We start from the raw sequence: 26,693 nt of genomic DNA on the forward strand, positions 1-26,693 counted from the left end.
AGCGTGCACCGCATCAGACGACTCTGGACGGCCAGTCTGCTGGCCGCCCTGCTGACCACGACCGGGGCCGCGTTCGTCGCCTCATCCGCCCAGGCCGCCAGCGGCTGCCGGGTGACCTACACGATCAGCAGCTCGTGGTCGGGTGGCTTCGGTGCCAACGTGGACATCACCAACCTGGGCGACCCGGTCAACGGCTGGCAGCTGACCTGGACCTACGGCGCCGGCCAGACCATCCAGCAGCTGTGGAACGGCAGCTACACCCAGTCCGGGGCGAACGTCACCGTCACCAACGCCGCCTACAACGGCGCGATCGGCACGAACGCCAGCGTGTCCTTCGGCTTCAACGGCGGCTGGACCGGCAACAACCCGGTGCCGACCAACTTCGCGCTGAACGGCGTCGCCTGCGGTGACACCCCGCCGACGACGTCGCCGTCGCCGTCGCCGACGACCTCACCCACCACCTCGCCGTCGCCGACGAACTCACCGACGCCGCCGCCGACCACGCCGCCGCCCAACGGGCCGTGGCCGCCGTCGCCGACCTACACCAACCCGGTCGTGTGGCAGGACTTCGCCGACGGCGACATCATCCGGGTGGGCGACGTCTACTACTACTCGGCCTCCACCATGCACTACTCCCCCGGCGCACCGATCCTGCGCTCGTACGACCTGGTGAACTGGGAGTACGCCGGGCACTCGGTGCCGAATCTGGACTTCGACTCGAACAACTACAACCTGACCGGGGGTCGGGCCTACGTCAAGGGCATCTGGGCCTCGGCGTTCAACTACCGCAAGAGCAACAGCACCTACTACTGGCTCGGCTGTGTGGAGTTCAACCGGACGTACGTCTACACCGCGTCGTCGGTGGACGGCACCTGGCAGAAGAAGGCCCGGATCAACAACTGCTACTACGACGCGGGGCTGCTGATCGACGACAACGACACGATGTACGTGGCGTACGGCAACAGCACGCTCAGCGTGGCCCAGTTGTCGGCGGACGGCACCAGCCAGGTCCGCTCCCAGCAGGTGTTCACCACGCCGTCGAACCCCGGGACGCTGGAGGGCTCCCGGTTCTACAAGCGGGGCAACTACTACTACATCTGGGTGACCAAGCCGGCCAACGGCCAGTACGTGCTGCGCTCGACCAGCCCGTGGGGGCCGTACGAGATGCGGCAGGTGCTGCTCAACATGCCGACCCCGGTCTCCGGCGCCGGCATCCCGCACCAGGGTGGTCTGGTGCAGACCCAGAACGGCGCCTGGTACTACATGGCGTTCGTCGACGCGTACCCCGGCGGCCGGATCCCGGTGCTGGCGCCGATCAACTGGAGCTCCGACGGCTGGCCCAGCGTCCAGACCGTGAACGGCGGTTGGGGCGCCAGCTACCCGTACCCGAACGTGCCGCGGCCACCACGCCAGGTCAAGTCCATGATCGGCCCGGACACCTTCGCCGGCCCGACACTCGACCCGCGGTGGGAGTGGAACCACAACCCGGACACCACGAAGTTCTCGATGAACAACGGGCTGCGGCTCCAGACCGCCACGGTCACGAACGACCTGTACGCCGCCCGCAACACGTTGACGCACCGGATCCAGGGACCGACGTCGACCGCCACGATCCAACTGGACTACTCGACAATGCGTGACGGTGACCGGTCCGGCCTGGCCATGCTGAGACATCTCTCCGCCTGGATCGGCGTCCGCCGCGACGGCGGTCAGACGCGGGTCTCGATGGTCGACGGCCTCGCCATGGACAGCAACTGGAACACCACCAGCACCGGCACCGAACGGGCAAGCGCGGCGGTGTCCGGCGGCCGGATCTGGCTGCGTGTCAACGCGGACGTCAGACCCGGCGCCGGCCGGCAGGCAAGGTTCTCCTACAGCACCGACGGGGTCACCTTCACCTCGCTCGGGCCGGCGTACACGTTGAACAACGACTGGCCGTTCTTCATGGGCTACCGGTACGGCATCTTCAACTACGCCACGTCGTCGCTCGGCGGTTCGGTCATCGTCAACCGCTTCGACCTCACCACTCCCTGACCCGACGCCGTGGGCCGGCGACCTCGGTCGCCGGCCCACCCCGTTCGTCGGTCGCCGCCCTCGGCCCCGGCGCGGCCACCCGTCCGTGCCGAGGTTGCTCCCCGGGCGCGCCACCAGGCATCAAGGGCCACCGATGACTCATCACTCACCCTTCGCCTAACCGGTGATCACCGGCCAGGCGTAGGCCAGCAGGGCGCACGCCGCTCCGAGCAGGGCGAGCGAGACGCCCCGGGTACGGAAGGGCAACGCGGCGAGCGCGAGCAGGATGACCGAGACAAGGTAGAGAAACGCTTGTACCGACATGGTTGTCTCCTCAGGGTCTGCTGGCGGGCGGTGCACCTCTACCCCTGCCGGTCCGGCCACGAAACCGGTCGACCGGCGAACGGTCGGTTCGCGCGGGACATCGGAACGGCGCGCCGGGTGGGACGATCTGCCGCATGCGACGCAGATCCCTGATCGTCGGGGCGGCGGCCGGCATCGCCGCGCCCGTCGTCGTCTCCGGCGCGACGCCGGCAGCGGCGGCGTCTCCCGACGCCACCACCGACCCCCCACGTCCACGACACCGCACCTGGACGCCGAGCAACAAGGCAAGCGGTCTGCGCACCCTGCCGGCCACCACGCGGCAGGTCGTCGTGGTGACCGCGGCGAGCTGGAATACCAGCTACGCCACACTGGAGACGTTCGCGAAGGCCGACGGCCGCTGGACCGCGGTCTCGGGGGCGCTGTCCGCGCGGATCGGCTCCCAGTTCTTCAGCGACAACCACGTCGAGGGCACCCCGACCACGCCTACGGGGGTCTACGCGTTCGGCCCGAGGATGTACGGCATCGCCGCGAACCCGGGCGTGAGATATCCGTACCACCAGGTCGTCACCGGAGACCAGAGGGGTGAAGACCCGCTCGGCCAGCGGTGCGGCGGTGAGGAAGCCGACCGGGACCATCAGCCAGGTGAGCATCAGGTTGGTGGCGAGCACCCGCCCCTGCAGCTCCAGCCCGACCTTGGCCTGCACCAGCGCCAGGAGGTGGGTGTTGACCAGCGCCGACGTCAGACCGAGACCGAACAGGCCGATGGCCGGGAAGACCGGGTTCGGCCGCAGCCCCGCCACGATCATCGCCACGCCCAGGGACGACCAGGAATGCGTTCGCCGCGGATAAAATGCGCGGCCGTCTATTGACGGCGGACCCGTTCCACGCCGTTACACCGGGGTAGGACGCCGCTGACGCCCCGCCACCGCACGTCCGCGCTCCACCAGGCCAGCGGGGTGGGCGAGCGACGGATCAGATCAATCGCACGGGCTCGGCGGTCTGCTCCCAGAGGGAGCGCATCTCCTCGAACGCCTGCTCCATGAGCTGCACCATCGCCAGCCGGGCGCGCTCGCCCTCGTGCCGCTGGATCGCCTGGGCCACCTCGGCGTGCAGGCGCAGCGCCTCCTCGTGTGGATGGTGCGGCATGAGGTGGTGCTTGTGCCGGCCGGTCAGCACCTCGGCGACCAGGTCCTGCAGCCGGACGAACATCTCGTTGCCGGAGGCGAGCAGCACCCGGCGGTGGAACTCGATGTCCAGGCGCAGGAAGCGCTCCTCGTCGCCGGCCTTGCCGGCGGCCCACATCTTCGCCGCCAGGCCGACGAGGTCGCTGGCCTCGTCGTGACCGGCCCGGTCGGCGGCCAGCAGGGCGGCGTGCGGCTCGATGGCGGTGCGCAGCTCGGTGATGGAGCGGAGCTGGGCGAGCCGGCTGGCCGAGGCCAGCCGCCACCGGATCACCTGCGGATCGAAGACGTTCCAGTCGTGCGCGGGCCGGATCGTCACCCCGACCCGTCGGCGGGTCTCGATGAACCCGATCGACGCCAGGACACGCAGCACCTCGCGGACCACCGAGCGGGAGACCTCGTACCGGTCGACCAGGTCGTCGATGTTGAGGACTGCCCCGGGGGCGAACTCTCCGCCGCAGATGGCGGTGCCGAGGTGCTCGAGGACGCGGGCGTGCAGCCCGACCTCGGGCGGAGCGGGCTGGGTGCCGACGCCCCCGGAGGAGTGCGATTCCACGCCATGGATCATATCAGTTCGGTCAACCCCTTGAATAAATCAGCTTTTTCGACCTAGCATCCCGTGGTTAAGCGGACGTTACAGCGTTGTGGCGCTCTTCCCCCGGGGCGGCGACCACGAGAAATGGAGAGATGACGTGCAACGTCGATCGATAATCGGTACGTCTCTGGCCGTGGTGGTCGCCATGGGCCTGGCCGCGTGCGGCGGTGGAGAGGACAGCGGCGGGTCGAAGACCGTGCGCGTGACGCTGGTGAACCACGTCTGGACGGAGAACGTCAAGAAGGCGCTGCCGGAGTTCGAGAAGCAGACGGGCCTGAAGGTCGAGGTCACCCAGCTCGGTGAGGACCAGCTGTCCGACCAGTACAACGTCAAGCTGAACGCGGGATCCAGCGACCTCGACGTGATGATGTACCGGCCCCTGCAGGAGGGCAAGCAGTTCGGCAAGAACAAGTACCTGGCCGACCTGACCGAGCGGTCCAAGTCGGACAGCGCCTTCGATTTCAGCGACTTCCAGGCCGCCCCGGTGCAGGCCACCACGTACGACGACAAGGTGGTCGGCGTGCCGATCATCACCGAGTCGGAGGTGCTGTACTACCGCAAGGACCTGCTGAAGAAGTCCGGCTTCGACGCCCCGCCGAAGAGCCTGGACGAGCTCAAGGCGCAGGCCGCGAAGGTCGAGGCCGACAACCCGGGCGTCGCGGGCTTCGTCTCCCGCACCGGCAAGGCCGCCGCCGTCACCCAGTTCTCCAGCTTCCTGTTCAGCTTCGGCGGTGACTTCGTCGACGCCAACGGCAAGGCCGCGGTCAACACCGAACAGGCCAAGCAGGCGTACGCCTACTACGGCGGACTGCTGCGCGAGCACGGCCCGAACAACGTCAGCACCGACATGAGCTGGTCCGAGGCCATGGCGATCTTCACCCAGGGCAAGGCGGCCTTCTACACCGAGGCCAACTCGCTCTACAAGAACGCCACCGACCCGGCCAAGTCGAAGGTCTCCGACACCGTCGGCTTCGCGCCCTTCCCGGCCGGCCCGGCCGGCTCGAAGCCCTACAACATCCCGTCCTGGGCGCTGGGCATCAACGACCAGTCGAAGAACAAGGACAACGCCTGGAAGTTCATCCAGTGGGCGGCCGGCAAGGAGCAGTCGCTGGCGCAGCAGGAGGCCGGCGTCCCCGGCGCACGCGCCTCTGTCTGGGCCAACCCGCAGGCCATCGCCACCTACCCGAAGGACCTCGCCGAGGCCACCACGGCCAGCACCGCCAACGGCGTCGGTCACGACCGCCCGCTGGTCGTGAAGGTCGCCCAGGCGCGCGAGATCGTCGGCCAGCCGATCGTCGACGCGATCACCGGCAAGGACCCGTCCGCCTCGGCGGACGCGGCGAACGAGGCGTTCCAGAAGTTCCTCGACGACGAGGCGAAGTAACCCGACCGCGGGACGGCGGGGCCGACCGGCCCCGCCGTCCCCGCACCGGGTCCCGGCCCTGACCACTCGGAGACCTCATGTCAGCCGTCACCACACCAGTCACCAGACCGTCGCAGGCCGGCCCGGCCCCGGCGGAGTCGGGCTGGTCGCGCTGGGCCAACGCGCACCGCAAATGGCTCTTCGCGGCCCCCGCCATGGCGTTCGTCGCCGTGCTGATCATCTTTCCGGTGGCGTGGACCGGATACCTCAGCCTCACCGACGCCGAGGGTTCGGTCCGCGCCGAGAGCGAGTTCATCGGGTTCCAGAACTACCTCGACGTGCTCGCCGACACCGACCGGTTCTGGCCGGCGGTGTGGCGCACCGTCCTGTTCACCGGCGTCGTGCTCGCCGTCGAGGTGGCGCTCGGCATGGCGATCGCCCTGCTGCTGTGGCGGCCGTTCCGCGGTGAGCGCTGGGTCCGGGTCGCCATCCTGCTTCCGCTGGTCGCCACCCCGGTGGCGGTCGGCATGATGTGGCGGCTGATCTTCGACCCCACCATCGGCATGGCCAACCAGGTGCTCAGCTGGGTCGGGATCGGCCCGCAGCCCTGGCTGTCCGGCCAGAACAGCGCCCTGCCGACGACGATGTTCATCGACATCTGGCAGTGGACCCCGATGGTAGTGCTGATCCTGCTCGCCGGCCTCACGTCGCTGTCGGACGAGCCGCAGGAGGCCGCCCTCATCGACGGCGCCAGCACCTGGCAGCGGTTCCGGCACGTCACGCTGCCGCTGCTGATGCCCACGGTGATCGTCGCGATCCTGCTGCGCGGCATCGATGCGCTGAAGACCTTCGACATCCTCTACGCCACGAAGGGTCGCGGCGGCGGGTCGTTCCACGAGGTAGAGACGCTCAACGTCTACGCGTACGGGCTGAGCTTCGACTACAACGACTACGGCGTCTCATCGACGGTCCTGATCATCTTCTTCCTGATCATCATCGGGGTGATGTGGGCCCTGACCTACCGCAAGAAGGGGCTGGACCGATGAAGCCGGGCAAGCCGTTCAAGGTCTTCCGGGCGGTGGCCCTGGCCGTCGTGGTGCTGGCGCTGATCGCGCCGCTGCTGTGGATGATCGCCGCGTCGTTCAAGACAAACGTCGACATCTACGACACCGGCAAGGCCTTCGTCTTCTCGCCCACCCTGGACAACTACGGCAACGTGCTCCAGCAGGCCAACTACGTCCAGTTCATCGGCAACAGCCTGTGGGTGGCGTTCGCCGCCACGCTCTTCTCGCTCATCCTCGGCGTACCGGCCGCCTACTCGATGAGCCGGTTCAGCATGAAGAAGTCAGCGCTCGTGGTGCTCATGGCCCGGATCATCCCGGGTGTGTCGCTCCTGGTGCCCTGGTACTACGTCTTCTCGAACCTGCAGATGGTCGGCGGGTACACCGTGCTGATCCTCAGCCACATGTTCGTGTCGCTGCCGTTGATCGTCTACATCATGATGGGCTTCTTCGACAGCCTGCCGGAGGACCTGGAAGAGGCGGCGCTGGTCGACGGGCTGACCCACATCGGCGCGTTCCGGCGGATCACCCTGCCGCTGTCCGTGCCCGGCGTGGCGACCGCCGGCATCCTGTCCTTCATCTTCTCCTGGAACAACTTCATGTTCGCCCTGGTGCTCTCCGGCGCGGACACGAAGACCCTGCCCGTGGCGATCTTCGACTTCGTCGGCTACGCCAGCATCGACTGGGGCGGCCTGATGGCCGCGGCCACCGTGGTCACTCTGCCGATCATGGTGATCGCCCTGTTCGTGCAGAAGTACATCGTCTCCGGGCTCACCGCCGGCGCCACGAAGGGCTGAGGACGCCATGACAACGATCGCACGGGTGGAGACGTTCCTCGTCGCGCCGCGGTGGCTGTTCGTCCGGGTCGAGACCGTCGACGGGATCGTCGGCTGGGGCGAGGCGACCTGCGAGGGCCGCTCCGAGACCGTCCGCACCGCCGTCGGACAGCTCAGCGAGCTGCTGGTCGGCCGGGACGCGCTGCGGATCGAGGACCACTGGCAGGTGCTGACGAAGGCCTCGTTCTACCGGGGCGGGCCGATCCTGGCCAGCGCCGTCGCCGGGCTCGACCAGGCACTGTGGGACATCGCCGGCAAGCACTTCGGCGCCCCGGTGCACCAGCTGCTCGGTGGCCCGGTCCGCGACCGGATCCGGGTCTACGGCTGGGTCGGCGGCGACGAGCCCGCCGAGGTACGCGACCAGATCAGCGCCGCCGTCGAGACGGGGTTGACCGCCGTGAAGATGAACGCGTCCGGGCGGATGAGCCCGGTCGCCTCGGTCGCCGAGCTCGACGGCGTGGTCCAGCGGGTGGCCGCCGCCCGGGAGGTGCTCGGCGACGAGCGGGACGTCGCCGTCGACTTCCACGGCCGGTTCAGCCTGGCCACCGCCCGGCGGGTCGCCCCGCTACTCGAGCCGTACCGGCCGTTCTTCCTGGAGGAGCCGGTGGTGCCGGAGAACTCGCACCTGATCGGCGAGTTCGTACGCGCCACGACCACTCCGGTGTCCACCGGGGAACGGCTCTACAACCGGCAGGAGTTCCTGCCGGTGCTGCAGGCCGGCATCGCTGTCGCCCAGCCGGACCTGTCGCACGCCGGCGGCATCACCGAGGTCCGCAAGATCGCCGCGCTGGCCGAGGTGTACGACGTCCAACTCGCCCCGCACTGCCCGCTGGGCCCGATCGCCCTGGCGTCCTGCCTGCAGGTCGGCTTCGCCACGCCCAACTACCTGATCCAGGAACAGAGCATCGGCATCCACTACAACCTCGGCGCCGAGGTGCTCGACTACTGCCTCGACAAGACCCCGCTGACCTTCGTCGACGGGTACGTCGAGCGGCTCACCGCGCCCGGTCTCGGCATCGAGATCGACGAACAGGCGGTGCGGGCGGCGGACAAGCGCGGCCACTCCTGGCGCAGCCCCACCTGGCGGCACGCCGACGGCTCCTACGCGGAATGGTGAACAACATGACTGTCAATCTCGTCGCCGAACTCGCCGCCGCCCGGATTCTCGCGGTCATCCGGGGGACCGACACCGCGGGCGCGATCGCCGCCGGCACCGCCCTGCTGGAGGAGGGCGTACGAGTCGTGGAGGTGGCCCTCACCACGCCGGACGCGGCGCGAGCCGTCGAGGCGCTGCGCGCGGTCGCGCCGGCCGGCTCCCTGGTCGGCGCCGGGACGGTGCTCACCGCCGCGGACGTCGCCGAGGTGGCGGCGGCCGGCGCGCAGTTCGTGGTGACGCCCGCGGTGGTCGAGTCGATCGCCGAGGCGGCGCGGCTCGGCCTGCCCGTCGCCGCCGGGGCGTTCACCCCGACCGAGGCGTACACCGCGATGCGGCTGGGCGCGTCGGCGATCAAGCTGTTCCCGGTGTCGGTGGGCGGCCCCGCTTACCTGAAGGCGGTCCGCGACCCGTTCCCGGACATCCCCTTCGTAGCGGTCGGCGGCGTCGGCCTGGCCGACCTGCCCGGCTACTTCGCCGCCGGCGCGATCGCGGTCGGCGTCGGCGGCCCGCTGGTCGGTGACGCCGCCTCCGGCGGCGACCTCGACGCCCTGCGCCAGCGCGCCCGCGCCTACCTCTCCGCCGTCGCATGAGCGCCGCCGGCCTGCCCGTCGCGCACCCGCGCGACACCCGCCCATCCGCCGCGCACCCGCGCGCCGGCGGCTACCCGGCCACCGCGTCATGACCGCCGTCGACCTGCTCACCTTCGGCGAGGCCCTGGTGTCGCTGCGCACGGCCGGGCCCATCGTCACCGGTGGCGCGCTCACCCCGCACCTGGCCGGGGCGGAGGCCAACGTGGCCGTCGGGGTGGCCCGGCTCGGCCACCGCGCGGCCTTCGCCGGCCGGGTCAGCGACGACGAACTCGGCGAGTTCCTGCTCCGGCAACTGCGCGCCGAGGGGGTAAGCCTCGAGCACGTGGTCCGCGATCCGGACCGCCCGGCCGGGCTGATGTTCCTGGAACGGCGGACCGCCGACCTGACCCGGGTGATCTACCAGCGGGCCGGCTCGGCCGGCTCGGCGGTGTCCGTCGAGGACCTGCGGCCTGCCCTGGCCGCCGGCGCCCGGGTGCTGCACCTGACCGGGATCACCGCGGCGCTGTCCGACGGTGCCCGGGAGGCCACCCGGTGGGCGGCCGTGACCGCCGCCCGGGCCGGGACGCTGGTCTGCCTCGACGTCAACCACCGGACGAAATTGTGGAGCCGGGACGCGGCGCGGGCCGCGCTCGCCGACATCGTCGGCCACGCCTCGGTCGTGGTCGCCTCCGCCGACGAGCTGGACCTGGTCGGCACGGCGGGCGCGGACGAGCTGACCGTGGTCGCCGAGCTGCTGGACCGGGGCGTGTCGACGGTGCTGGTGAAGCTCGGCGGCGACGGCGCCCGCGCGTACACCCGGGAGGGCGTGCGGCAGGCGGCGGCGGTGCCCGTGACGGCGGTGGACACCGTCGGCGCGGGGGACGCCTTCACCGCCGGCTACCTCTCCGGCCACCTCGACGGTCTCGACCTGGCCGGGCGGCTGCGCCGCGCGGTCACCCTGGGCGCCTTCGTCGTCGGCGGCCACGGCGACTGGGAGACCCTGCCACGCCGCGACGAACTGTCCCTCCTGAACGACGTGCAGCCCGGCAGCACGCTGCGCTGACATCACCCCTGAGAAAGGCATCGGCATGAAGATCGTCGCCGCGGACGTCATCGTCTCCAGCCCCGACCGGAACTTCGTCACCCTCAAGATCACAACTGACGAGGGACTCACCGGACTGGGCGACGGCACCCTCAACGGGCGCGAACTGGCCGTCGCGTCGTACCTGGCCGACCACGTCGTCCCGCTGCTGATCGGGCGCGACCCGCATCAGATCGAGGACACCTGGCAGTTCCTCTACCGCTCGGCCTACTGGCGGCGGGGGCCGGTCACCATGGCCGCCATCGCGGCCGTGGACGTCGCCCTCTGGGACATCAAGGCCAAGGCCGCCGGAATGCCGCTCTACCAGCTCCTGGGCGGCGCCTCCCGGACCGGGATCCTGGCCTACGGGCACGCCTCCGGGCGGGACCTGCCCGAGCTGTTCGACTCCATCCGCCACCACCTGGAGCAGGGCTTCCGCGCCATCCGGGTGCAGACCTCGGTGCCCGGCATCAACGCCGTCTACGGCGTGGCCGCCCAGCCCAGCGTCGACGGCAAGCGCTACGACTACGAGCCGGCCCAGCGCACGCCGCTGCCCGCCGAGGAGGACTGGGACACCCGCTCGTACATGCGGCACCTGCCGGGGGTCTTCGAGGCCGTTCGCAACGAGTTCGGCCCCGAGCTGCCCCTGCTGCACGACGGGCACCACCGGATGACCCCCATCCAGGCCGCCAAGCTGGGCAAGGCGCTCGAGCCGTACGACCTGTTCTGGCTGGAGGACTGCACCCCGGCGGAGAACCAGGAGGCGCTGCGGCTGGTCCGGCAGCACACCACCACCCCGTTGGCCATCGGCGAAGTCTTCAACACCGTCTGGGACTACCAGACGCTGATCCGCGAACAGCTCATCGACTACGTGCGCTCCGCCGTCACGCACACCGGCGGCATCACCGCCATGCGGAAGCTGCTCGACTACGCCGCCCAGTACCAGATCAAGTCCGGCATCCACGGGCCGACCGACATCTCCCCGGTCGGCATGGCCGCCGCGCTCCACCTCGACCTGGCCATCCACAACTTCGGCATCCAGGAGTACATGCGGCACGGGGCGCTCACCGACGAGGTGTTCCGACAGTCGTTCACCTTCGCCGACGGGTACCTGCACCCGGGACAGCAGCCCGGACTCGGCGTGGAGCTCGACGAGGAGGCCGCGGGCCGGTTCCCGTACCAGCCGGCGTACCTGCCGTTCAACCGGCTCAAAGACGGCACGGTCCATGACTGGTGACCGTCGTCCGCCCACCCGGCACGTGGTGGTGATGGGCGTGTCGGGGGCGGGCAAGACAACGGTGGCGCGGGGGATCAGCGAGTTGACCGAACTGGTCTTCGCCGAGGCGGACGAGTTTCACCCGCCGGCCAACGTGGCCCGGATGCGCGCCGGCATCCCGCTGGACGACGCGGCACGCTGGCCCTGGCTGCGCGACCTCGCGGCCTGGATGGCCGGCCGGCACGCCGAGGGCGTGTCCACGGTGCTGGCCTGCTCGGCGTTGAAGCGCTCCTACCGGGACGTGCTGCGCCAGGGACCGCCCAGCGTGGAGTTCGTGCACCTGGCCGGCCCGGCCGAGCTGATCCGGGCCCGGATGACCGGGCGGGTCGGGCACTACATGCCAGCCAGTCTGCTCAACTCCCAGCGGGCCACCCTTGAGGATCTGACGCCCAACGAACCCGGGGTGGTGCTGGACGTGGCCGTGACACCGGAGGAGCTGGTCGTCGCGGCGGTCGACCGGCTCGGCCTGCCCCGACGGACATTCGTCGGCACCGGTTCACCCGGCGACGCCGACGGGAGACCGCGCGGGACGATGGCGCAGTGACCGCCAGGTCGGCAACGCGCTCGCCGCACCGCGAGGGACAGGCAGAGCCCACCACCCCACCACCCCGCCGGCCACGGACCACGGCGCCACCAGATCGACCGGTACGCCGGCCTGCTCGGCGAGGCCGGCACGGATGCTCAGCAGGCCGACGAACGCGACAACACCGCCGAGCAGCACCACCAGGGCGGACTCGGCCGTGACCAGCCAGACGACCTGCTTCCGGGTCGCACCGGCCAACCGGATCAGCCGCAGGTCTGCCGTCCGGCCGGCGGCGGCCGTCAGCAACATGTTCGCCACCGCGACGGGCTCCGTAGCCGGCCGAGACCGACCAGCAGCAGCGTGAAGAGCCAGACGAGGCGATCCTCGGCGCGGCCCGCCTCGGCCGCCCACTGGGACACGTCGACGATCCGCGCTCCGATCGGAGGCCGATCCGGTCCTGCACGTACACCGCGGAGGTGAACGCCGAGAGGTCGTGCGCCCGCACCACGGATCGGGGCAGTAGCAGGTCGCCGGGGATCGCGTCGTCGGTGACGACCGCGACGACGCGCAGCGACACCAGCTCCCCATCGGCGAAGACCAGCGCGTACGGCTCGGCCGGCTGCCGGTTCGCCGAGGCCGGGAGGACGGCGGTGTCGTCGCCGCTCAGGTCGTCCAGTGAGCCGGCGACGACGGTGAGCGCCCGGTTCGCGGCGGCGAAGACCGCCGCGTCCACGCCGAGCGCGGTCAGTGGCCGGTTCTCCGGTGGCGAGTTCGGGTCCCTCTCGAAGACCGTCGTCGGGAGGAGGGCGATGCCCCCGGTTGCCGCGACGGCCTGGTCCGACTGGCCTGGGCCCAGCGCACCGGTCGGCTCGTCGGCGAAGACCACCGCCGGTCGGGTGATCAGCGCGCCGGCCACGGCGACGCACTGCTGCTCGCCGCCGGACAGCTCACTCGGACGATGCCCGGCCCGGTCGGCTAGACCCACCGCGTCGAGCGCAGGGGGCGACGTCCCGGGCCGGCGGGCGGCCAGGCGCAGCGGCAACTCGACGTTCTGCGCCGCGGTCAGCGTGGACACCAGGCTGACCGCCTGGAACACGAACCCGATCCGGGCGCGGCGCAGCCGGGTCAGCTCGTCCTCACCCAGATCGTCGAGGCGGATGCCGTCGATCGTGACGGTCCCCTCGGTCAGGCGCTCCAGCCCAGCCGCGCAGTGCAGCAGGGTGGACCTGCGCGAGGACGCACTTACCGGCCCGCTCGGCACTTGGCTGGCCTCCGCCTTCGCGCCCCACCGCATCGCGCACACGATCACCGCGATGGCTGACGCCCAACCCCTCAACCATCCGCCCACAACGGGCACCGCGACCCAAGCGACCAAACGGTGCGCGCTGAAGTCGGTCTCAGCGCACACCGTGGGGTTATCGTTTGTGTCCGAGGGGGGACTTGAACCCCCACGCCCTATACGGGCACTAGCACCTCAAGCTAGCGCGTCTGCCATTCCGCCACCCGGACCTGCACGTACCAGCCTACCCGGTCGGCCAAGGTGATCATCTCACCGCATCGGCCGGCCTGGCGGGCCGCACGGGGGATTACTGTACACGGCCCGGAACGATCATGCACATCAGCACCAACGCCGCACGTTTCCGCAGGTCAGCGGCCATAACAATCGTGTGGGTAGCGCGCAACTGGCGATTCCGGGCAGCATTGCTCACGTGTCCCACCCCTCCCCGTTGATCGCCACTCAACACCAGGCCCTCGCGATGCGCGCCGCCGGCGACCTGACCAGCGCCCGCCGCCTGCTCGCCGACGCGATCGTCGCGGCCCGGCCGGCGTACGGCGAGGACCACCAGGACGTCCTGGCCACCGGCCACCTGCTGGCCCGGCTGCACCGCGAGGCCGACGACCCGGCCGCCGCCCGGCGCGTACTCGAAGAGGCCTACGCCGCCGGCGAGCGCCGCCGGGGCGACGGCGACCCCCTGATGCTCGCCCTCAGCTTCGACCTCGCGGGGGTCGCCGAGGAGCTGGGCAACCGGCACGAGGCCCGCCGCAACTACAGCCGCGTGGCCACCGCCGGGGCCGCCGTGCTCGGTCCGGACCATCCCGCGGTACGCGCAGCCCGCCAGTACCTCGGCGGCTCCGCCGCCGCTCCCGCCGGCTACGGCCCACCTCCCGGCGGCTCCGCCGCCGCTACCGGCGTGCACCCCAATCCGACCCTGCCCGGACGCCCCAATCCGACCCTGCCGGGACACCCCAGCCCGGCACCGCCAACACACTCCGGTCCGCCCCTGCCAGGACCCCCCAACCCGGCTCTGCCGGGGCACTCCGGTCCGGCCGTGTCCGCACAGCCTGGACAGGTCCTGCCCGGACAACCCAATTCCGCTTCTCCCGGCCACTCCGGTCCCGCTCTGTCCGAGCCCACCGTGTCGCTGCCGGCCATCACGCCGCCGTACCCACCCGCGCCGGCCCGCCCCGCCGCCCCGGGAACGCCTGCCGCGACTCCGCCGGCACCCGGCGCACAGTGGGCACCCCGCCCTGCCCCGGCGTCCCCGGCGCCCGGCGCCGCGCAGCCGCCGTATCCCGTGCCGAACCCGCAGGGCACTCCCCCGCAACCGTCCCCTCCGGTCCCGCCGCACCGGCATCCCGCCGTGCGGCCGGACGGCTCGGCGAGTCCGTGGGCGCCGCCCTCGCCACCCTCTTCGCCGCCCGCGGAGGCGACGACCCGCTTCGCGCCGATCTCCGAGGAAGCGACCGCCCGGTTCCCGGTAGTGCCTGCCGAACCCACCGCCCCGCTGTCGCCACCTTCGGCCGCCGGGGCGGCCCCGCAGATTCCCGGTGTCCGGCCGGTGCCCCCGGCCCACGGTGTCACCCCCGTCGCGCCGGGAACGCACGGTCGGCAGCCCGCCGCCCCCGGGGTGACTCCGGTGCCACCCCGCCCCCCGGTGGTCCCACCTCCGCACCCGGCGGTCGCCGGCACCGTGGTGCCTCCAGCGGCGCCCGGAACGCCGACGGCAACACCTGGAACGCCGACGACCGCGCCCGCCGCCGGAACGCCGGTGCACGGACGCCCGGTGGCGCCGCCCGTACCTGGCCCGGCGTCCTCGCTGCCGCCCCCGCCGGTCATCTCGCCGCCGTCCGCGAGGCCGAGCACCGAGGCGCCTCCGGCGTCCGTCACCCCGCCTCCGTCGCGGGTGCCGGCGGCGGGAGTCGTGCCACTGCCGCCTCCGCCGATCGTGCTGCCGTCGGCACCGCGCATCCCCGCACCGGCGAGCGGGGTCCTACCACCACCAGTGACGGTCGCCCCGCCGACCCCCACCTCGGCCCCACCCGCTCCGCCGCCGGTCACCACGCTCGCCTCCACGACGTCTCCGGCGGGTGCCCCTCGGCCCGTGGCGGATTCCACGCCGCCCACTGCTCCCACTCCGGCACCGACGTCGGCCCCCGTGACGCCACGGCCGGCACCCGTCCAGCCGGTCACCGAGGCCGCAGCCGCTCCCCCGTACCCCGCCACGGACCGCACGGCCGGGACCGGGACGGCGGCGACTTCGGAAGCTCACCCCGCAGCGATCGAGGCGAGCGCGAGCGGCCCCGGCGCGGGTACGCCACCGACCGTCCCGGGTGGACGTGGACCGGGCTGGGACAAGCCGACGATCCAGGTACAGCAGATCGGCCCGCTGCTGGAGGAGGAGTCGGAGCGCCAAGCCGCGACAGCGGCCGCCGGCACCACGGCCAGGCCCTCGGCATCCGGGTCCGTCAGCGAACCCCCGGTGAGCACGCGGCCGGTGGACGGCCCTCAGAGCAGCGGACCTCCGGCCGACGCACCCGTGGTGAGCGGACCCCCGGTCAACACACCCCCGGTTGGCGGATCGCCGGCCAGCGCACCGCCGACCATCCCACTCCAGGTCAGCGCGCCGGGGATGGCCGCGCACTCGGTGAACGCAGCCCCGGCGAGCGGACCAACCGTCAGCACGCACCCGACGAGCGGGCCGCCCATGAACCAGGCGGGTGCGAGCGACCCCGGCCAAGGTGGCGCACGAACCACGGACGCCGCTGCGAGCGCGAAGCAGACAAGCGCAGGCGCGCCCGCCGCCAGTACGCCCCCGCGTGAAGCACGACCGCACGCCGGCCCATCGCCGGCCGGCTCACCACCCACGCACACACCGCCGGTGAGCGCACCATCCGTCGGCACGCCCGCGCCGCATCCCGTCAGCGCGCCGCCCACACACCCGGTCAGCGGCCCTCCGGGGCATCCGGTGAGCGGAGCTGCCGCGTACCCGATCAGCGGAATTCCGGTCAGCGGCTACCCGCCGGTCAGCGGACCGCCCGGGCACGGCGACTACCCGTCACTGGCGGGCCAACCACATGCCGCGCCCGTCAGCGCCGCGCCGGTCAGCGGAAGCTCCGTGCCGCCCTGGGGCATGGTCGCGCCGCCGTGGAGCAGCGTGGCCCCGTCCCAGCCGGTCGACCGGCCCGACCCCGAGCAGGACACAGACGAGCCCGACACGGACGAGCCGGCACCCACCGACCGAGCGGCAGAGCCGGAGGGGGATGCACCGGAGCGGAACCGGCCGATGCCGATCTACGAGGACCTGCTGGACTTTCCCGAGTCCACGCGACCGGAGCCGGTGGCGCAGCCGGGGCCGGGCGCCTGGCCGGTGAACCCGCCGATGTTCCACCAGCCGGCGCCGGTCCAGCCTCCGGGCGCGTACCCGATGGAGCCGGAGCGCCCGGGCCGCAACCGCACGGTGCTGGCCCTGGTGGTGGGGGGTGCGGTGCTCGCGGTGGTGGCGGCGGTCGGTGTCGGCGTGGTGTTGCTGAACCGGGAGGCGGCGCCGCCGCCGGCTCCCGTGCCCGCGTCCGGCGCCGCGACGCCGAAGGTGGCCGGGCCGCCCCCGGGTGACCTGGCGTTGCGCGACGACACCACGACGGTCACGGTGTCCTGGACCGACCCGACGAACGGTGGTGTGCCGTTCGTGGTGGCGGGTGGCCGGGCCGGGCAGAAGCTCGGTGTGATGGCCACTGTGGAGGCGGGGCAGACCCGCTACACGGTGAACGGGCTGAGCGCGAAGCTGGACTACTGCTTCACCGTGCTGGCCGTTTACTCGACCGATTCGTACTCGACCTCGGGTCAGGTCTGCACGGACCGGGAGGGCGGCGCCACGCCGAACTGACGGTCCAGGGGCGACACGCTCGGTGTCCACAGGGGGACGGTGCGGGTTTCACCGGCTCCGGGCGGCACCTATGATGGCTCCCGGCTCTGGGGAGGGTCGACCGCGCGCGGGCGGGCCTCCCCCACCGACACGGGGAGGCAGCCGGCAGTGACCACCATCGAGGACGTCACGGGCACCGGGCCGGAGCCGGCCCGTCCACGGTCGCGGATGCGGGGCGGGCTGGTGACCGTCGGCACGGTGGCCGCGCTGCTGGCCGCGATGGGGTTGACGGTGCTCGGGCTGGGCGCCGCCGACAACGCGGTGGCGAGCTTCGACGCGTCCTCCTGGCTGTGGAGCACCACCCGCGGCGAGCTGGCCCGGGTCAACGGCGTCACCGCGCGGGTGGACACCCGGATGGAGGTGCCGGGCGGGCGGCGGCACCAGACGCAGGTGGCCCAGACCGACCGGCTGCTGATCCTGCGCGACCTCAAGACCGGCCAGGTCAGCTCGCTGGACCTGGCGACGTTGCAGATCACCGCGACCACGCCGACCGCGCCGGGGCTCGGGGTGAGCGTGGCGCTGCACGAGGACGCGGCGTTCGTGGTGGACGCGGTGCAGGGCATCGTCCGGCAGCTCGACCCGCGGGCGCTCACGCCGGTGGGTGAGCCGGTCCGCTACCCGCCGGGCATCACCGGCGGCGCGTTCGACGGCGCCGGCAAGCTGTGGATCGCGGTGCCGAGCGAGGGCACCGTCTCGGCGGTCACCGCCGCCGAGCTGCCGGAGACGCCCGGTGAGGCGCCGCCCGCCGGGCTCAGCCCGAAGCGGGTCGAGACGTACGACGTGGCCGAGCCGGCGCACGAGCTGGTGGTGTCCACGCTGGACGAGGGTGTGGCGGTGCTGGACCGCACTTCGACGTCGCTGGTGACGGTGGTGGGCGGCCGGACCGAGCGGGCCGAGCTGACCATGACCGCGCCGGGCTACCTGCCGACCCGTAGCAGCGGGCAGCAGGTGCCGGTGACGGTTCCTGGTGAGCGGTCGGTGCACGTGGTGCGGGACAGCCGCGAGGTGAAGCGGTTCACGGTGCCGGGCGACGGCATCCGGCTCAGCCCGGCGGTGGCGTGGGCGGGCCGGTTCTACTGCGCCGACGAGACGACCGGCACGGTCTACGCCTTCGACGCCGAGGGGCAGCTCGTGCAGACCGTGAAGGGCTCCGGCCGCCCCGGTCCGGTCGAGCTGGAGGTACGCGAGAACCACCTGTTCATCAACCCGCCGGACTCGTCCACCGCGCAGGTGGTCGACGACCAGAACCGGGTGCGCGAGGTCAACAAGTACGCCAACGACGTGCTCGGCGGGGATCCGCCGCCGGTCGCTCCGCCTCCGCCCCCGCCGAAGAAGCCGAAGGTGGGCAAGCCGGGCGCGCCGAAGTCGGTCACCGCCGCCGCCGGTGACGCCTCGGCGCGGGTGAGCTGGCAGGCCGCCGCGTCGAACGGCGCCGAGATCACCAGGTACGTGGTGGAGGGCGCCGGCCAGACCCGCCAGGTCGGCGCGAACCAGCGCTCGCTGGAGGTGACCGGCCTGACGAACGGTGAGACGTACACGTTCTCGGTGCACGCGGTGAACGCCAAGGGTGAAGGGCCGGCGCGGCGCAGCAACCCGGTGGTGCCGACCGCGGAGGTGCCGGACCCGCCCGCGTCGGTGACCGCCGAGGCGCGGCCGGACGGCACGGTGCGGGTGAGCTGGCCCGAGGCCGACGGTCAGGGCAACAAGATCGCGAAGTACGCGGTGACGGCGACCTCGGCGGGTGCGAGCGCCCCGGCGGGCGAGTCGGCGAAGACGGAGCTGGTGGTGGCGGCCGGGCAACTGGAGTACGGCACCCAGTACGCGTTCACAGTGACAGCTGTCAGCGAGAAGGGCGCCGGGTCGAAGGCGTCGCCGGTGAGCAACACGGTGGTGCCGTTCACGGTGCCGAAGGCGCCGGGCGAGCTGCGCGCGTCCACCGTCGCCGACCAGCCGGGCACTGTTGCGGTGCAGTGGTCCCCGGCGGTGGACAACGGCCGCCCGGTGACGAAGTACGTGGTGGAGGCCGCCGGGAAGTCCGTCGAGGTCACCGACGTGCGGGCCACTGTGGGCGGGCTGGGCAACGGGCAGAACGTCACGGTGAAGGTAAAGGCCGTGAACGAGGCCGGCGCCGGGCCGGAGGCGAGCACCACCGCGCGGACAGTGGCCGAGCCGCGGATCACGGTGACCGGCTCGTCCGCGGACGCCACGTCGGTGACTGTCACGTTCACAGTGGACGCGGGCGGCGGGCGGGCCACCTGCACGGCGGCGACCGGCGGGAAGACGGCGAGCGGCAGTTGTTCCAGCCTGCGGGTGACCGGCCTGGCGCCGGGTACCGCGTACACGGTGACGCTGACCGCGTCGAACGCCGCCGGTAAGGGCACGGCCGAGCGCGCCCAGACCACCGACCCGGTGTACGGCATCGCCACCTGTAAGAACGGTCCGGACGGCGACCAGCGGACGTACTGTGACAAGGATGTGCCGGGCCGCAACGGCAACGAGATCTTCGAGGTCACCCGGCAGGACAACGACCGTCAGGCCGGCTGGGTGCCGGACGGCCGGCGGCTGCGCACGTACTGCAAGGCCAAGGGCGAGGACGTGGACGCCTGGATCTACAACAACAACAAGAAGAGCACCTGGTGGATTCAGGTGGAGTACAAGGGCAAGACGTACATTCCGTGGGCCTGGCTCAACCTGGAGGGCGGCGACGACCTGGACGTGCTGCCCACCTGCTGACCGCACCACCCCGAGAGGCGCATCCGTGAACACGCACGAACCGCTCAGTCAGCCGGAGGTGCAGGGCTTCGCCGCCCTGGCCGCCCGGCTGGCCGACAACGTCAACGCGGTCGTGCTCGGCAAGCCGCAGGTGGTGCGGCTGGCGCTGACCGCGCTGTTCGCGCAGGGGCACGTGCTGCTGGAGGACGTGCCGGGCGTCGGCAAGACCACGCTGGCGCGGGCGATCGCGGCGACAGTGAAGGGGCAGTGGCGGCGGATCCAGTTCACGCCGGACCTGCTTCCCTCCGACGTGTCGGGGGTGACCATCTTCAACCAGGCCAGCCGGGGGTTCGAGTTCCACCCGGGGCCGGTGTTCGCCAACATCGTGATCGCCGACGAGATCAACCGGGCGTCGCCGAAGACGCAGTCGGCGCTGCTGGAGGTGATGGAGGAGCGCACTGTCACGGTGGACGGCGTACGCCATCCGGTGCCGCAGCCGTTCCTGGTGGTGGCCACGCAGAACCCGGTGGAGATGGACGGCACCTACCGGCTGCCCGAGGCCCAGCTCGACCGGTTCCTGGTGAAGCTCTCCGTCGGCTACCCGGACGAGGCGGTCGAGGTTGAGGTGCTGCGCGGCGCCACGGTCCGCTCCCCCGACTCGCTGACCGCCGTCACCGACACCGCCACTGTGGGCGAGATGGTGAACATGGCCCGGCGGGTGCACATCGCCGAGCCGCTCTACGCGTACGCGGTGCGGCTGGCCGCAGCGACCCGTACCCATCCGCAGGTGCGGGTCGGGGTGAGCCCGCGTGGGGTGATCGCGCTGACCCGGGCGGCGTGCGCGTACGCGCTGATCGACGGCCGCGGCTGGATCATGCCGGAGGATCTGAAGGCGCTCGTCGAGCCGGTGTTCGCGCACCGGCTGCTGCTCACCCCCGACGCGCAGGTGCGTGGTGTGACGTCCGCCGAGGTGCTGCGCCAGGCGGTCGCGTCGGTGCCGGTGCCGTTGCCGACGGGCCAGGCCACGCCGGTGCACGGCTGAACGTGGGGATCACCGCCCGTGGCATCGGGCTGCTCGTCGCCGCCCTGGTGCTGCTCGGCGTGGGGTTCCGGTACGCGTACCCGGAGCTGACGGTGCTCGGCGCGGCGGCCGGGGTGGCGGTCGGCTACGCAGTGCTGAACGCGGCCTGGCGGCCCCGGCTGAGCGTGGCTCGGCGGGCCGACCCGGACCGGGTGGCCCGGGGTGAGCCGGCGGCGATGGAGCTGACCGTGCGCAACACCGGGCGGCTGCGGGCGGCGAACCTGGTGGCCGAGGACCGCTGCGCCGGGACGCTGGTGCCGGTGCCGCTGCTGCGGTTGCGCCCGGGCCGGGACACGGTGGTGCGCTACGACGTGCCGACCCAGCGGCGTGGGGTGGTGCCGGTGGGTCCGCTGCGGGTGGTGCGCCGGGACCCGCTGGGGCTGATGGCGCTGGCGCGCGGCTACGGCGGCACGGTGCCGGTGTGGGTGCACCCGCGCATTCACCCGCTCTCCGCGGTGCCGACCGGTGCCGGGCGCAGCCTGGACGGGCGCACCGACAGCGTGCCGCACGGGTCGATCACGTTCGACTCGCTGCGGGAGTACGTGGTGGGCGACGAGCTGCGCCGCGTGCACTGGCGCACCAGCGCCCGGGTGGGTGAGCTGATGGTGCGGGAGAACGTGGACACCAGCCTGCCGCGCCTGGTGGTGGTGCTGGACAACCGGGCCGCGGCGCATCCGGACCGGGTGGGCGGTGTCGCGGAGTCGTTCGAGGCGGCGTGCGAGGCGGCGGCCTCGGTGGTGGCCGCAGCGGTGCGGGAGGACCTGCCGGTGCAGCTGCTGCTGGTCGTACCCGCCGAGGTGGAGCCGGAGGGCGCGGCCGGGCCGCTGGACCAGCTGGCCGCCGTGGAGCTGGCGGACGCCGGGCCGCAGGTGCTGCCGTCCGCGACCGGGCGGCTGCGCCGGGACCGGCTCGGCGACACGCTGGTCTTCCTGACCGGGCCGGGTAGCCGCGACGACCTGGGGCACGTCGGCGCGCTGCGCGGCGCGTACCCGTCGGTGGTGGTCGGGATGTTCGGCGCGGACGGGCCGACGGCGGCCGGCGCGGCGGGCCTCACGGTGCTGGACGCCGCGGACGGCGCGGCGTTCGCCGCCGAGTGGGACGGGGTCCGCCGGTGGTGACGCCGCCAGGGACGGAAGCGGCGGCGGAGCGCGTGGCCCGGGTGTTGCGGGCCGTGCCGGTGCCGGCCGTGCTGATCGTGCTTGTCGCGCTCTCCGGCGTGGTGCTGGGCCGGGTGTACGCGGACCCGCTGCTGACCCGGCTCATGGCCGGCGCGGCGGTCGGCTCGGTGCTGGTCAGCGTCGCCGCGCGGCGGCTGCCGTCCTGGCTGGTGGCGCCGCTGTCGGTGGCCGCGCTGGCCGGGTGGACGCTGCTGTCGCTGCGGCTGGCCGCCACGCACGCGGCGCTGCCCGGCGGGCTCGGCGAGGTGGCCGCCGACGCCGCCCGCAACGCGATCCCCCGGCTGCTGACCGCGATGATCCCTGTCGAGCCGGCCCCGGACACCGTGCTGGTGCCGGTGGTGGCCGCCTGGCTGGCCGGGCTGACCGCCGCCGAGGTGGCGCTGCGCGCCGGGCGGGTGCTGCTGGGCTACCTGCCGCCGGCGCTGCTCTACGCCGGTGCGCTCTACGTGGTCGGGCCGAACGCGGAACCGGCGGTCGGCGCCACTGTGGTGTTCGCGGCGGTAGCGGCGGCCGGCCTGGCGACGCCCGGACGCCCGTCCGGCCCGGCGTCCGACCCGGTCGCCGGTCTGACCCCAGCGGTACGCGCGGCGGTGCGGCTGCGGCTGGTGGCGGCGAGCGCGGCCGGGCTGGCAGTGGTGGTGGCGCTGGCGGCACTGCTCGCCCCGGTGGTGGCCGCCCAGGTCGACGAGCGGCCGGTCGATCCGCGCCGTTACGTGGAGCCGCCGCGGGTGGAGTCGCTGGACGAGAACCCGTTGATCCGGATCTCCGGGTGGGCGTTGAACCCGGATCAGCGGCTGCTGGACGTGCGCACTGTCGATGGCGCGAGCGCTGACGGGCCGCCCCGGATCCGGCTGGCGGTGCTCAGCGACTACGACGGCGTGACCTGGCGGGTCGGCGCCACGTACCGCAACGCAGGGCGGATCCTGCCCGCCACCGACCCGGCCCCGGGCGCCACCACGGAGGCGGTGACCCAGGAGATCACCGTGGCGGACCTGACCGGGCGGCTGCTGCCGGCGGTGCCCACGCCGCGCGAGGTGACCGGCGCGCGGGTGGCGTACGACCCGGCGAGCGGGACACTGATCCGCCCGGAAGGGCTCACTCCGGGGCTGCGCTACGAGGTGTCGTCGGTGCGGGAGCGCCCGGACGCGAACCTGCTGAGCACGGCGAACGTGCCCGCGGGTGACGAGGTGGCCCGGGTGCTGCGGGTTCCCGACGGCGCGCCGGAACCGTTGCGCCGGCTGGCCACCCAGCTCGCCGAGTCGAACGGCGCCCCGTACGCGCGCGCCGACGCGATCGCCACGTTCCTCGCCGAGCACTACCGGGTGACAGCTGACGCGCCGAGCGGGCATGCGTACCCGAACCTGGCGTTCTTCCTGTTCGGACCGCGCAACGGCGGCGGTCAGCGGGGCACGTCGGAGCAGTTCGCCGCCGCGTTCGCGGTGCTCGGCCGCCTCGCCGGCCTGCCGACCCGGGTGGTGGTCGGGTTCGGGCCCGGCAGCGACGGGCCGGTGCGGGCCGCCGACGCGTACGCCTGGCCGGAGGTGCTGTTCGACGGCGTCGGCTGGGTGCCGTTCGACCCGATGCCACGTCCTGACGAGGAGCCCCGCCCGGTGGAGGAGGACTTCCGGCCGCAGCCGGAGGACCCGCCGCCGTCGGAGGTGCCCGCGCCCACCGAGGAGCCGAGCACCACTCCCCCGGCCGCCGCGCCCGCGCCGGGCCGCGAGCAGGGCAGCCCGGGTACGCCGGTGCTGGTCGGCGGCGGCGTCGGCGGGCTGGCGTTGCTGGTCGGCGCGGTGCTGGCGGCCCTGTACGCGATGCGCCGCCGGTTGACCCGCTCCCGTCTGGACGCCGCCGACCCGGGTGAACGGGTCGCGGGCGCGTGGCGGGAGCTGACCGACGCGCTGCGCCTGGCCGGGGACCCGGTCGGGCCGGACCTGGCGGCGGCGGAGGTCGCCGAGCGGGCCCGCCGGACGCTCGCCGAGGCCCGCACGGCGCGGCCCGGAGAGGGCGCGGCGATCGACGAGCCGGATGGCGCAGCGGTGGACGAGCTGGCCGCTCTGCTCAACCAGGCGAGCTTCGCGCCGGGCAGCGTCACGCCGGAACAGGCGCAGCGGGCCGTCGGGCTGAGTGTCGGCTTCGCCGACGCGCTGCGCTCGGCCCACTCCCGGTGGCGACAGTTGCTGTGGACGGTCCATCCGGGGCCGCTTCGGTGGCGACGCTGATCAACAGCCGTAACCGGATCGCCGAGCCGGTACCGCCACGAGTCCTCCTGAGCATCTGCTGACCTCCTGGTCGTCGAACGCCTGTGGGACACCGGCAGCCGGCGTCACGGAAGTAAGGTGAGCGGTGATCTGCATCAGGAACCGGCGTTTCGGTCTGCTCTGGACCAGCACGCTGTTGTCCAACCTGGGCAACTGGCTGATGATCGTCGCGGTGCCGGTCTACGTCTACACGATGACCGGGTCGACGCTCAGCAGTGGTTTCGCCTTCGTCGCGCAGACCCTGCCCGCGATCGTCTTCGCGCCCCTGGCCGGGGTGCTGGCCGACCGGTGGGATCGGCGAGCGGTGATGGTCGGCGCTGACCTGCTGCGCATGGTCGTCGTGCTCGCGCTGATCGTGGTCGATGATCCGGGAATGCTGTGGCTGCTCTACACGGCGATGTTCTTCGAGAGCGCAATCGGGCACGTCTTCCAGTCCGCGGCCCGGGCGGTGGTGCCCGCCGTCGTCGGCCGGGGCGGCGACCTGGAGGCGGCGAACGCCTGGAACACGGTTGCGAGCGGCATCGTTCGCCTCGCCGGAGCACCCCTGGGCGGCGCGCTCTACGCCCTCGTGGGTTTCGACGGCCTGGTGCTGATCGACTCCGCGACGTACCTGCTCTCGGCCTTACTGATCTTCGGAATGGGCCGGCTGCGGGTGACCGACGACGGGCAGCAGCCGGACGCGTCCTCCTGGCTGGCCGCTTTCCGGGGGCAACTCCGGGAGGGACTGGCCTTCCTCTTCGGGCATCCGATCCTCCGCACGACTCTCGTCGTCTCCAGCCTCTTCCTGTTGGCAAACGCCGCTCTGAACGTGCTTCTGGTGCCGTACGTCATCAGCGTCCTCGGCGGCGACGCCGGCGACGTCGGTGTGCTCATGGCAGCGCTCGGCGGCGGCTTCCTGGCCAGCGCGTACGTCGGCAACGTGCTGTCCCGTAGCGGGCTCCTCCGGCTGTCGTTCACCGGTTGCCTGGCGGCGATCACCCTCTGCTTCGCCGGGCTCTTCCTCATCCACCACTTCGCCGCCGCGCTGGTCTTCATCGCCCTGGCCGGCCTGCCCGGTGGCGCGTTGCTGATGCTGGTCCAGGTGCAGGTCCAACGCCATACCCCGGACCGTCAGCTCGGCCGGGTCGGATCCGCCTTCTCCGCCGCCGAGATGGCCGCGACCGTGGTGGGTGCCTCGGCAGGCAGCATCGCCGGACAACAGCTGCCCCTCACCACCACGGTCTGGCTCGTGATCGGCGTACTGGCGGCCGGCGCAGTGGTCGCCGCCCTGCTGCTACCCACCCGATCCGGACCGCCGGCGGCGGCGGAGCCGGCGGCGACGGCAACCCCGCCGGTGATGGCGAGAACCGGTGACGATGGCTGAATCCGCATCCGTCCGCAGCACGACGCCCACGTCGTTGGCCCGACCCACATGAAGCCCGCCCTTGGCCCACTGGCGGTCTCCCGGCGTGCGTCGACGGGCAGGAGATCCCTCAGGACGTGGCGGAGTTCGCGCGCAGCTTCCGGACGAGTTTGCGCAGCCCGGCCTGCCAGCCGTCCGGGTCCTCGGCGCGGCGCCGCGCGTAGTCGGCCACCTCGGGGTGCGGCAGGATCAGGAACCGCTCCTCGGCCAGCCCGGCGATCACCGCGTCGGCGACCTGGTCCGGGGTGAGGATCGTCCCGGACGCGGCGATCACCCGGGCGCCGAGGTGCCCCTCGGTGAGGCCGTCGGCGAGCATCGGGGTGTCCACGCCCTGCGGGCAGAGCGCGCTGACCCGGATCCCGGCGTCCCGGTAGGTGATCGCCAGCCATTCGGCGAGCCCCACCGCGGCGTGCTTGGTGGCGGTGTACGGCGCGTCGCCGACCGCTGTGAGCAGGCCCGCCGCCGAGCAGGTGAGCAGCAGGTGGCCCTGGCCCCGGCTGAGCATGCCGGGCAGCACCGCGCGGGCGCTGTGCAGGTGCCCGAGCACGTTGACCTGCCAGGCCCGGTCCCAGTCGGCGTCCGGCGCGTCGATGCCGCCGCCGGTGGCCACTCCGGCGTTGGCGCAGAACAGGTCGATCCGTCCGTGGCGGCGCTCGGTCTCGTCGACGAGCGCGCGTACCGCCGCCTCGTCGGTGACGTCGAGCCCGACGCCGGTGGCCACCGAGCCGACTGCCTCGGCCGTGGCGCGGGCCGCGTCGGCGGCCAGGTCGGCCAGGACGACGGCGGCGGCGCCCTCGGCGGCGAACCGGCGGCCCAGCGCCGCGCCGATCCCGCCGGCGCCGCCGGTGATCACCACCACCCGGTCGGTCAGGTTCAT

At 72.7% G+C, this 26,693-nt stretch carries 20 protein-coding genes, 1 tRNA gene and 2 pseudogenes; 17 read left to right on the forward strand and 6 right to left on the reverse strand.

The annotated features are described in order from the left end of the window. Nucleotides 1-3 precede the first annotated feature (3 nt). Nucleotides 4-2,034, forward strand: a complete 2,031-nt coding sequence (locus FHU28_RS23810; RefSeq protein WP_184686673.1) for a family 43 glycosylhydrolase — start codon at nucleotides 4-6, stop codon at nucleotides 2,032-2,034. A gap of 156 nt (nucleotides 2,035-2,190) precedes the next feature. Here FHU28_RS23810 and FHU28_RS23815 read toward each other — a convergent pair whose 3' ends face one another. After that, on the reverse strand, nucleotides 2,191-2,337 hold the full coding sequence (locus FHU28_RS23815) for a hypothetical protein (RefSeq protein WP_184686674.1): 147 nt from the start codon (nucleotides 2,335-2,337) through the stop codon (nucleotides 2,191-2,193). Nucleotides 2,338-2,471: 134 nt separating this feature from the next. On the opposite strand from FHU28_RS23815, the gene FHU28_RS23820 reads away from it, so the two are divergent. Next, the gene (locus tag FHU28_RS23820) at nucleotides 2,472-3,206 is read left to right on the forward strand and encodes a hypothetical protein (protein ID WP_184686675.1); all 735 of its coding nucleotides are present in this window, start codon (nucleotides 2,472-2,474) and stop codon (nucleotides 3,204-3,206) included. A gap of 103 nt (nucleotides 3,207-3,309) precedes the next feature. Here the strand turns inward: FHU28_RS23820 and FHU28_RS23825 are convergent, their stop codons facing one another. After that, the gene (locus FHU28_RS23825; RefSeq protein WP_227457566.1) at nucleotides 3,310-4,074 is read right to left on the reverse strand and encodes a FadR/GntR family transcriptional regulator; all 765 of its coding nucleotides are present in this window, start codon (nucleotides 4,072-4,074) and stop codon (nucleotides 3,310-3,312) included. Between the two features lie 136 nt (nucleotides 4,075-4,210). On the opposite strand from FHU28_RS23825, the gene FHU28_RS23830 reads away from it, so the two are divergent. The 8 genes from FHU28_RS23830 (at nucleotide 4,211) to FHU28_RS23865 (ending at nucleotide 11,999) form a co-directional block, all read left to right on the forward strand. Continuing rightward, entirely contained in the window at nucleotides 4,211-5,497 is a 1,287-nt protein-coding gene (locus tag FHU28_RS23830; RefSeq protein ID WP_225980769.1) for an ABC transporter substrate-binding protein, read from the forward strand. 77 nt (nucleotides 5,498-5,574) lie between these two features. Continuing rightward, nucleotides 5,575-6,522 (forward strand): carbohydrate ABC transporter permease, encoded by a 948-nt coding sequence (locus tag FHU28_RS23835; protein WP_073831681.1) that lies wholly within the window; start codon nucleotides 5,575-5,577, stop codon nucleotides 6,520-6,522. Further along, on the forward strand, nucleotides 6,519-7,334 hold the full coding sequence (locus FHU28_RS23840) for a carbohydrate ABC transporter permease (RefSeq protein ID WP_116506973.1): 816 nt from the start codon (nucleotides 6,519-6,521) through the stop codon (nucleotides 7,332-7,334). Before FHU28_RS23835 ends, FHU28_RS23840 begins: the two co-directional genes overlap by 4 nt. Nucleotides 7,335-7,341: 7 nt before the next feature. Beyond that, on the forward strand, nucleotides 7,342-8,490 hold the full coding sequence (dgoD, locus tag FHU28_RS23845; protein ID WP_116506975.1) for a galactonate dehydratase: 1,149 nt from the start codon (nucleotides 7,342-7,344) through the stop codon (nucleotides 8,488-8,490). Nucleotides 8,491-8,495: 5 nt separating this feature from the next. Beyond that, nucleotides 8,496-9,119 (forward strand): bifunctional 4-hydroxy-2-oxoglutarate aldolase/2-dehydro-3-deoxy-phosphogluconate aldolase, encoded by a 624-nt coding sequence (locus FHU28_RS23850; protein ID WP_225980770.1) that lies wholly within the window; start codon nucleotides 8,496-8,498, stop codon nucleotides 9,117-9,119. Between the two features lie 88 nt (nucleotides 9,120-9,207). After that, nucleotides 9,208-10,161: a sugar kinase gene (locus FHU28_RS23855; protein WP_184686676.1), complete on the forward strand. Its 954-nt coding sequence runs from the start codon at nucleotides 9,208-9,210 to the stop codon at nucleotides 10,159-10,161. Nucleotides 10,162-10,186: 25 nt separating this feature from the next. Further along, the gene (manD, locus tag FHU28_RS23860; protein ID WP_116506981.1) at nucleotides 10,187-11,416 is read left to right on the forward strand and encodes a D-mannonate dehydratase ManD; all 1,230 of its coding nucleotides are present in this window, start codon (nucleotides 10,187-10,189) and stop codon (nucleotides 11,414-11,416) included. Beyond that, nucleotides 11,406-11,999 carry a gluconokinase gene (locus FHU28_RS23865; RefSeq protein WP_184686677.1) on the forward strand — a complete coding sequence of 198 codons (594 nt, stop codon included), beginning with the start codon at nucleotides 11,406-11,408 and terminating at the stop codon, nucleotides 11,997-11,999. The genes manD and FHU28_RS23865 overlap by 11 nt, the downstream gene beginning before the upstream one ends. On the opposite strand, the gene FHU28_RS32820 is transcribed toward FHU28_RS23865, so the two are convergent. The 3 genes and pseudogenes from FHU28_RS32820 to FHU28_RS23880 all read right to left on the reverse strand — a co-directional run bounded on the left by FHU28_RS32820 (nucleotide 11,952) and on the right by FHU28_RS23880 (nucleotide 13,487). Beyond that, a complete protein-coding gene (locus tag FHU28_RS32820; protein ID WP_311773705.1) occupies nucleotides 11,952-12,287 on the reverse strand; it encodes an FtsX-like permease family protein in 336 nt (111 codons plus the stop codon). The two genes, FHU28_RS23865 and FHU28_RS32820, sit on opposite strands and share 48 nt — an antisense overlap. A 565-nt stretch (nucleotides 12,288-12,852) precedes the next feature. Further along, nucleotides 12,853-13,272 (reverse strand): annotated as a pseudogene (locus FHU28_RS32825) (ABC transporter ATP-binding protein); the annotation flags it as partial. A 131-nt stretch (nucleotides 13,273-13,403) separates the two neighbouring features. Then, a tRNA-Leu gene (locus tag FHU28_RS23880) sits at nucleotides 13,404-13,487 on the reverse strand. Nucleotides 13,488-13,735: 248 nt separating this feature from the next. Here FHU28_RS23880 and FHU28_RS33285 point away from each other — a divergent pair. From FHU28_RS33285 to FHU28_RS23915, 7 genes and pseudogenes are all read left to right on the forward strand, one after another. Next, nucleotides 13,736-13,861 (forward strand): annotated as a pseudogene (locus FHU28_RS33285) (hypothetical protein); the annotation flags it as partial. A 2,277-nt stretch (nucleotides 13,862-16,138) separates the two neighbouring features. Next, nucleotides 16,139-17,143: a hypothetical protein gene (locus FHU28_RS23890; protein WP_260413724.1), complete on the forward strand. Its 1,005-nt coding sequence runs from the start codon at nucleotides 16,139-16,141 to the stop codon at nucleotides 17,141-17,143. 207 nt (nucleotides 17,144-17,350) lie between these two features. Further along, nucleotides 17,351-19,915 carry a fibronectin type III domain-containing protein gene (locus tag FHU28_RS23895; RefSeq protein WP_184689828.1) on the forward strand — a complete coding sequence of 855 codons (2,565 nt, stop codon included), beginning with the start codon at nucleotides 17,351-17,353 and terminating at the stop codon, nucleotides 19,913-19,915. 25 nt (nucleotides 19,916-19,940) lie between these two features. Beyond that, entirely contained in the window at nucleotides 19,941-20,936 is a 996-nt protein-coding gene (locus FHU28_RS23900) for an AAA family ATPase (protein WP_043329831.1), read from the forward strand. Nucleotides 20,937-20,938: 2 nt separating this feature from the next. Continuing rightward, nucleotides 20,939-22,093 carry a DUF58 domain-containing protein gene (locus FHU28_RS23905; RefSeq protein ID WP_184686679.1) on the forward strand — a complete coding sequence of 385 codons (1,155 nt, stop codon included), beginning with the start codon at nucleotides 20,939-20,941 and terminating at the stop codon, nucleotides 22,091-22,093. After that, entirely contained in the window at nucleotides 22,087-24,375 is a 2,289-nt protein-coding gene (locus FHU28_RS23910) for a transglutaminase TgpA family protein (protein ID WP_184686680.1), read from the forward strand. The genes FHU28_RS23905 and FHU28_RS23910 overlap by 7 nt, the downstream gene beginning before the upstream one ends. Before the next feature lie 124 nt (nucleotides 24,376-24,499). After that, nucleotides 24,500-25,777: an MFS transporter gene (locus FHU28_RS23915; protein ID WP_184686681.1), complete on the forward strand. Its 1,278-nt coding sequence runs from the start codon at nucleotides 24,500-24,502 to the stop codon at nucleotides 25,775-25,777. 109 nt (nucleotides 25,778-25,886) lie between these two features. On the opposite strand, the gene FHU28_RS23920 is transcribed toward FHU28_RS23915, so the two are convergent. After that, complete coding sequence (locus FHU28_RS23920; protein ID WP_184686682.1) at nucleotides 25,887-26,693, reverse strand: SDR family oxidoreductase; 807 nt, start codon at nucleotides 26,691-26,693, stop codon at nucleotides 25,887-25,889.

Origin of the sequence: Micromonospora echinospora (genome assembly GCF_014203425.1) — a bacterium.
GTDB classification, from domain to species: Bacteria; Actinomycetota; Actinomycetes; order Mycobacteriales; family Micromonosporaceae; genus Micromonospora; species Micromonospora echinospora_A.

What these genes read in the sequence shown, in the direction of transcription:
- FHU28_RS23815 (WP_184686674.1), bottom strand. Translation starts at nt 2,337, where the DNA reads ATGTCGGTACAAGCGTTTCTCTACCTTGTCTCGGTCATCCTGCTCGCG.
- FHU28_RS23820 (WP_184686675.1), top strand. Translation starts at nt 2,472, where the DNA reads ATGCGACGCAGATCCCTGATCGTCGGGGCGGCGGCCGGCATCGCCGCG.
- FHU28_RS23835 (WP_073831681.1), top strand. Translation starts at nt 5,575, where the DNA reads ATGTCAGCCGTCACCACACCAGTCACCAGACCGTCGCAGGCCGGCCCG.
- FHU28_RS23840 (WP_116506973.1), top strand. Translation starts at nt 6,519, where the DNA reads ATGAAGCCGGGCAAGCCGTTCAAGGTCTTCCGGGCGGTGGCCCTGGCC.
- dgoD (WP_116506975.1), top strand. Translation starts at nt 7,342, where the DNA reads ATGACAACGATCGCACGGGTGGAGACGTTCCTCGTCGCGCCGCGGTGG.
- FHU28_RS23850 (WP_225980770.1), top strand. Translation starts at nt 8,496, where the DNA reads ATGACTGTCAATCTCGTCGCCGAACTCGCCGCCGCCCGGATTCTCGCG.
- FHU28_RS23855 (WP_184686676.1), top strand. Translation starts at nt 9,208, where the DNA reads ATGACCGCCGTCGACCTGCTCACCTTCGGCGAGGCCCTGGTGTCGCTG.
- manD (WP_116506981.1), top strand. Translation starts at nt 10,187, where the DNA reads ATGAAGATCGTCGCCGCGGACGTCATCGTCTCCAGCCCCGACCGGAAC.
- FHU28_RS23865 (WP_184686677.1), top strand. Translation starts at nt 11,406, where the DNA reads ATGACTGGTGACCGTCGTCCGCCCACCCGGCACGTGGTGGTGATGGGC.
- FHU28_RS32820 (WP_311773705.1), bottom strand. Translation starts at nt 12,287, where the DNA reads ATGTTGCTGACGGCCGCCGCCGGCCGGACGGCAGACCTGCGGCTGATC.
- FHU28_RS23895 (WP_184689828.1), top strand. Translation starts at nt 17,351, where the DNA reads ATGCGGGGCGGGCTGGTGACCGTCGGCACGGTGGCCGCGCTGCTGGCC.
- FHU28_RS23920 (WP_184686682.1), bottom strand. Translation starts at nt 26,693, where the DNA reads ATGAACCTGACCGACCGGGTGGTGGTGATCACCGGCGGCGCCGGCGGG.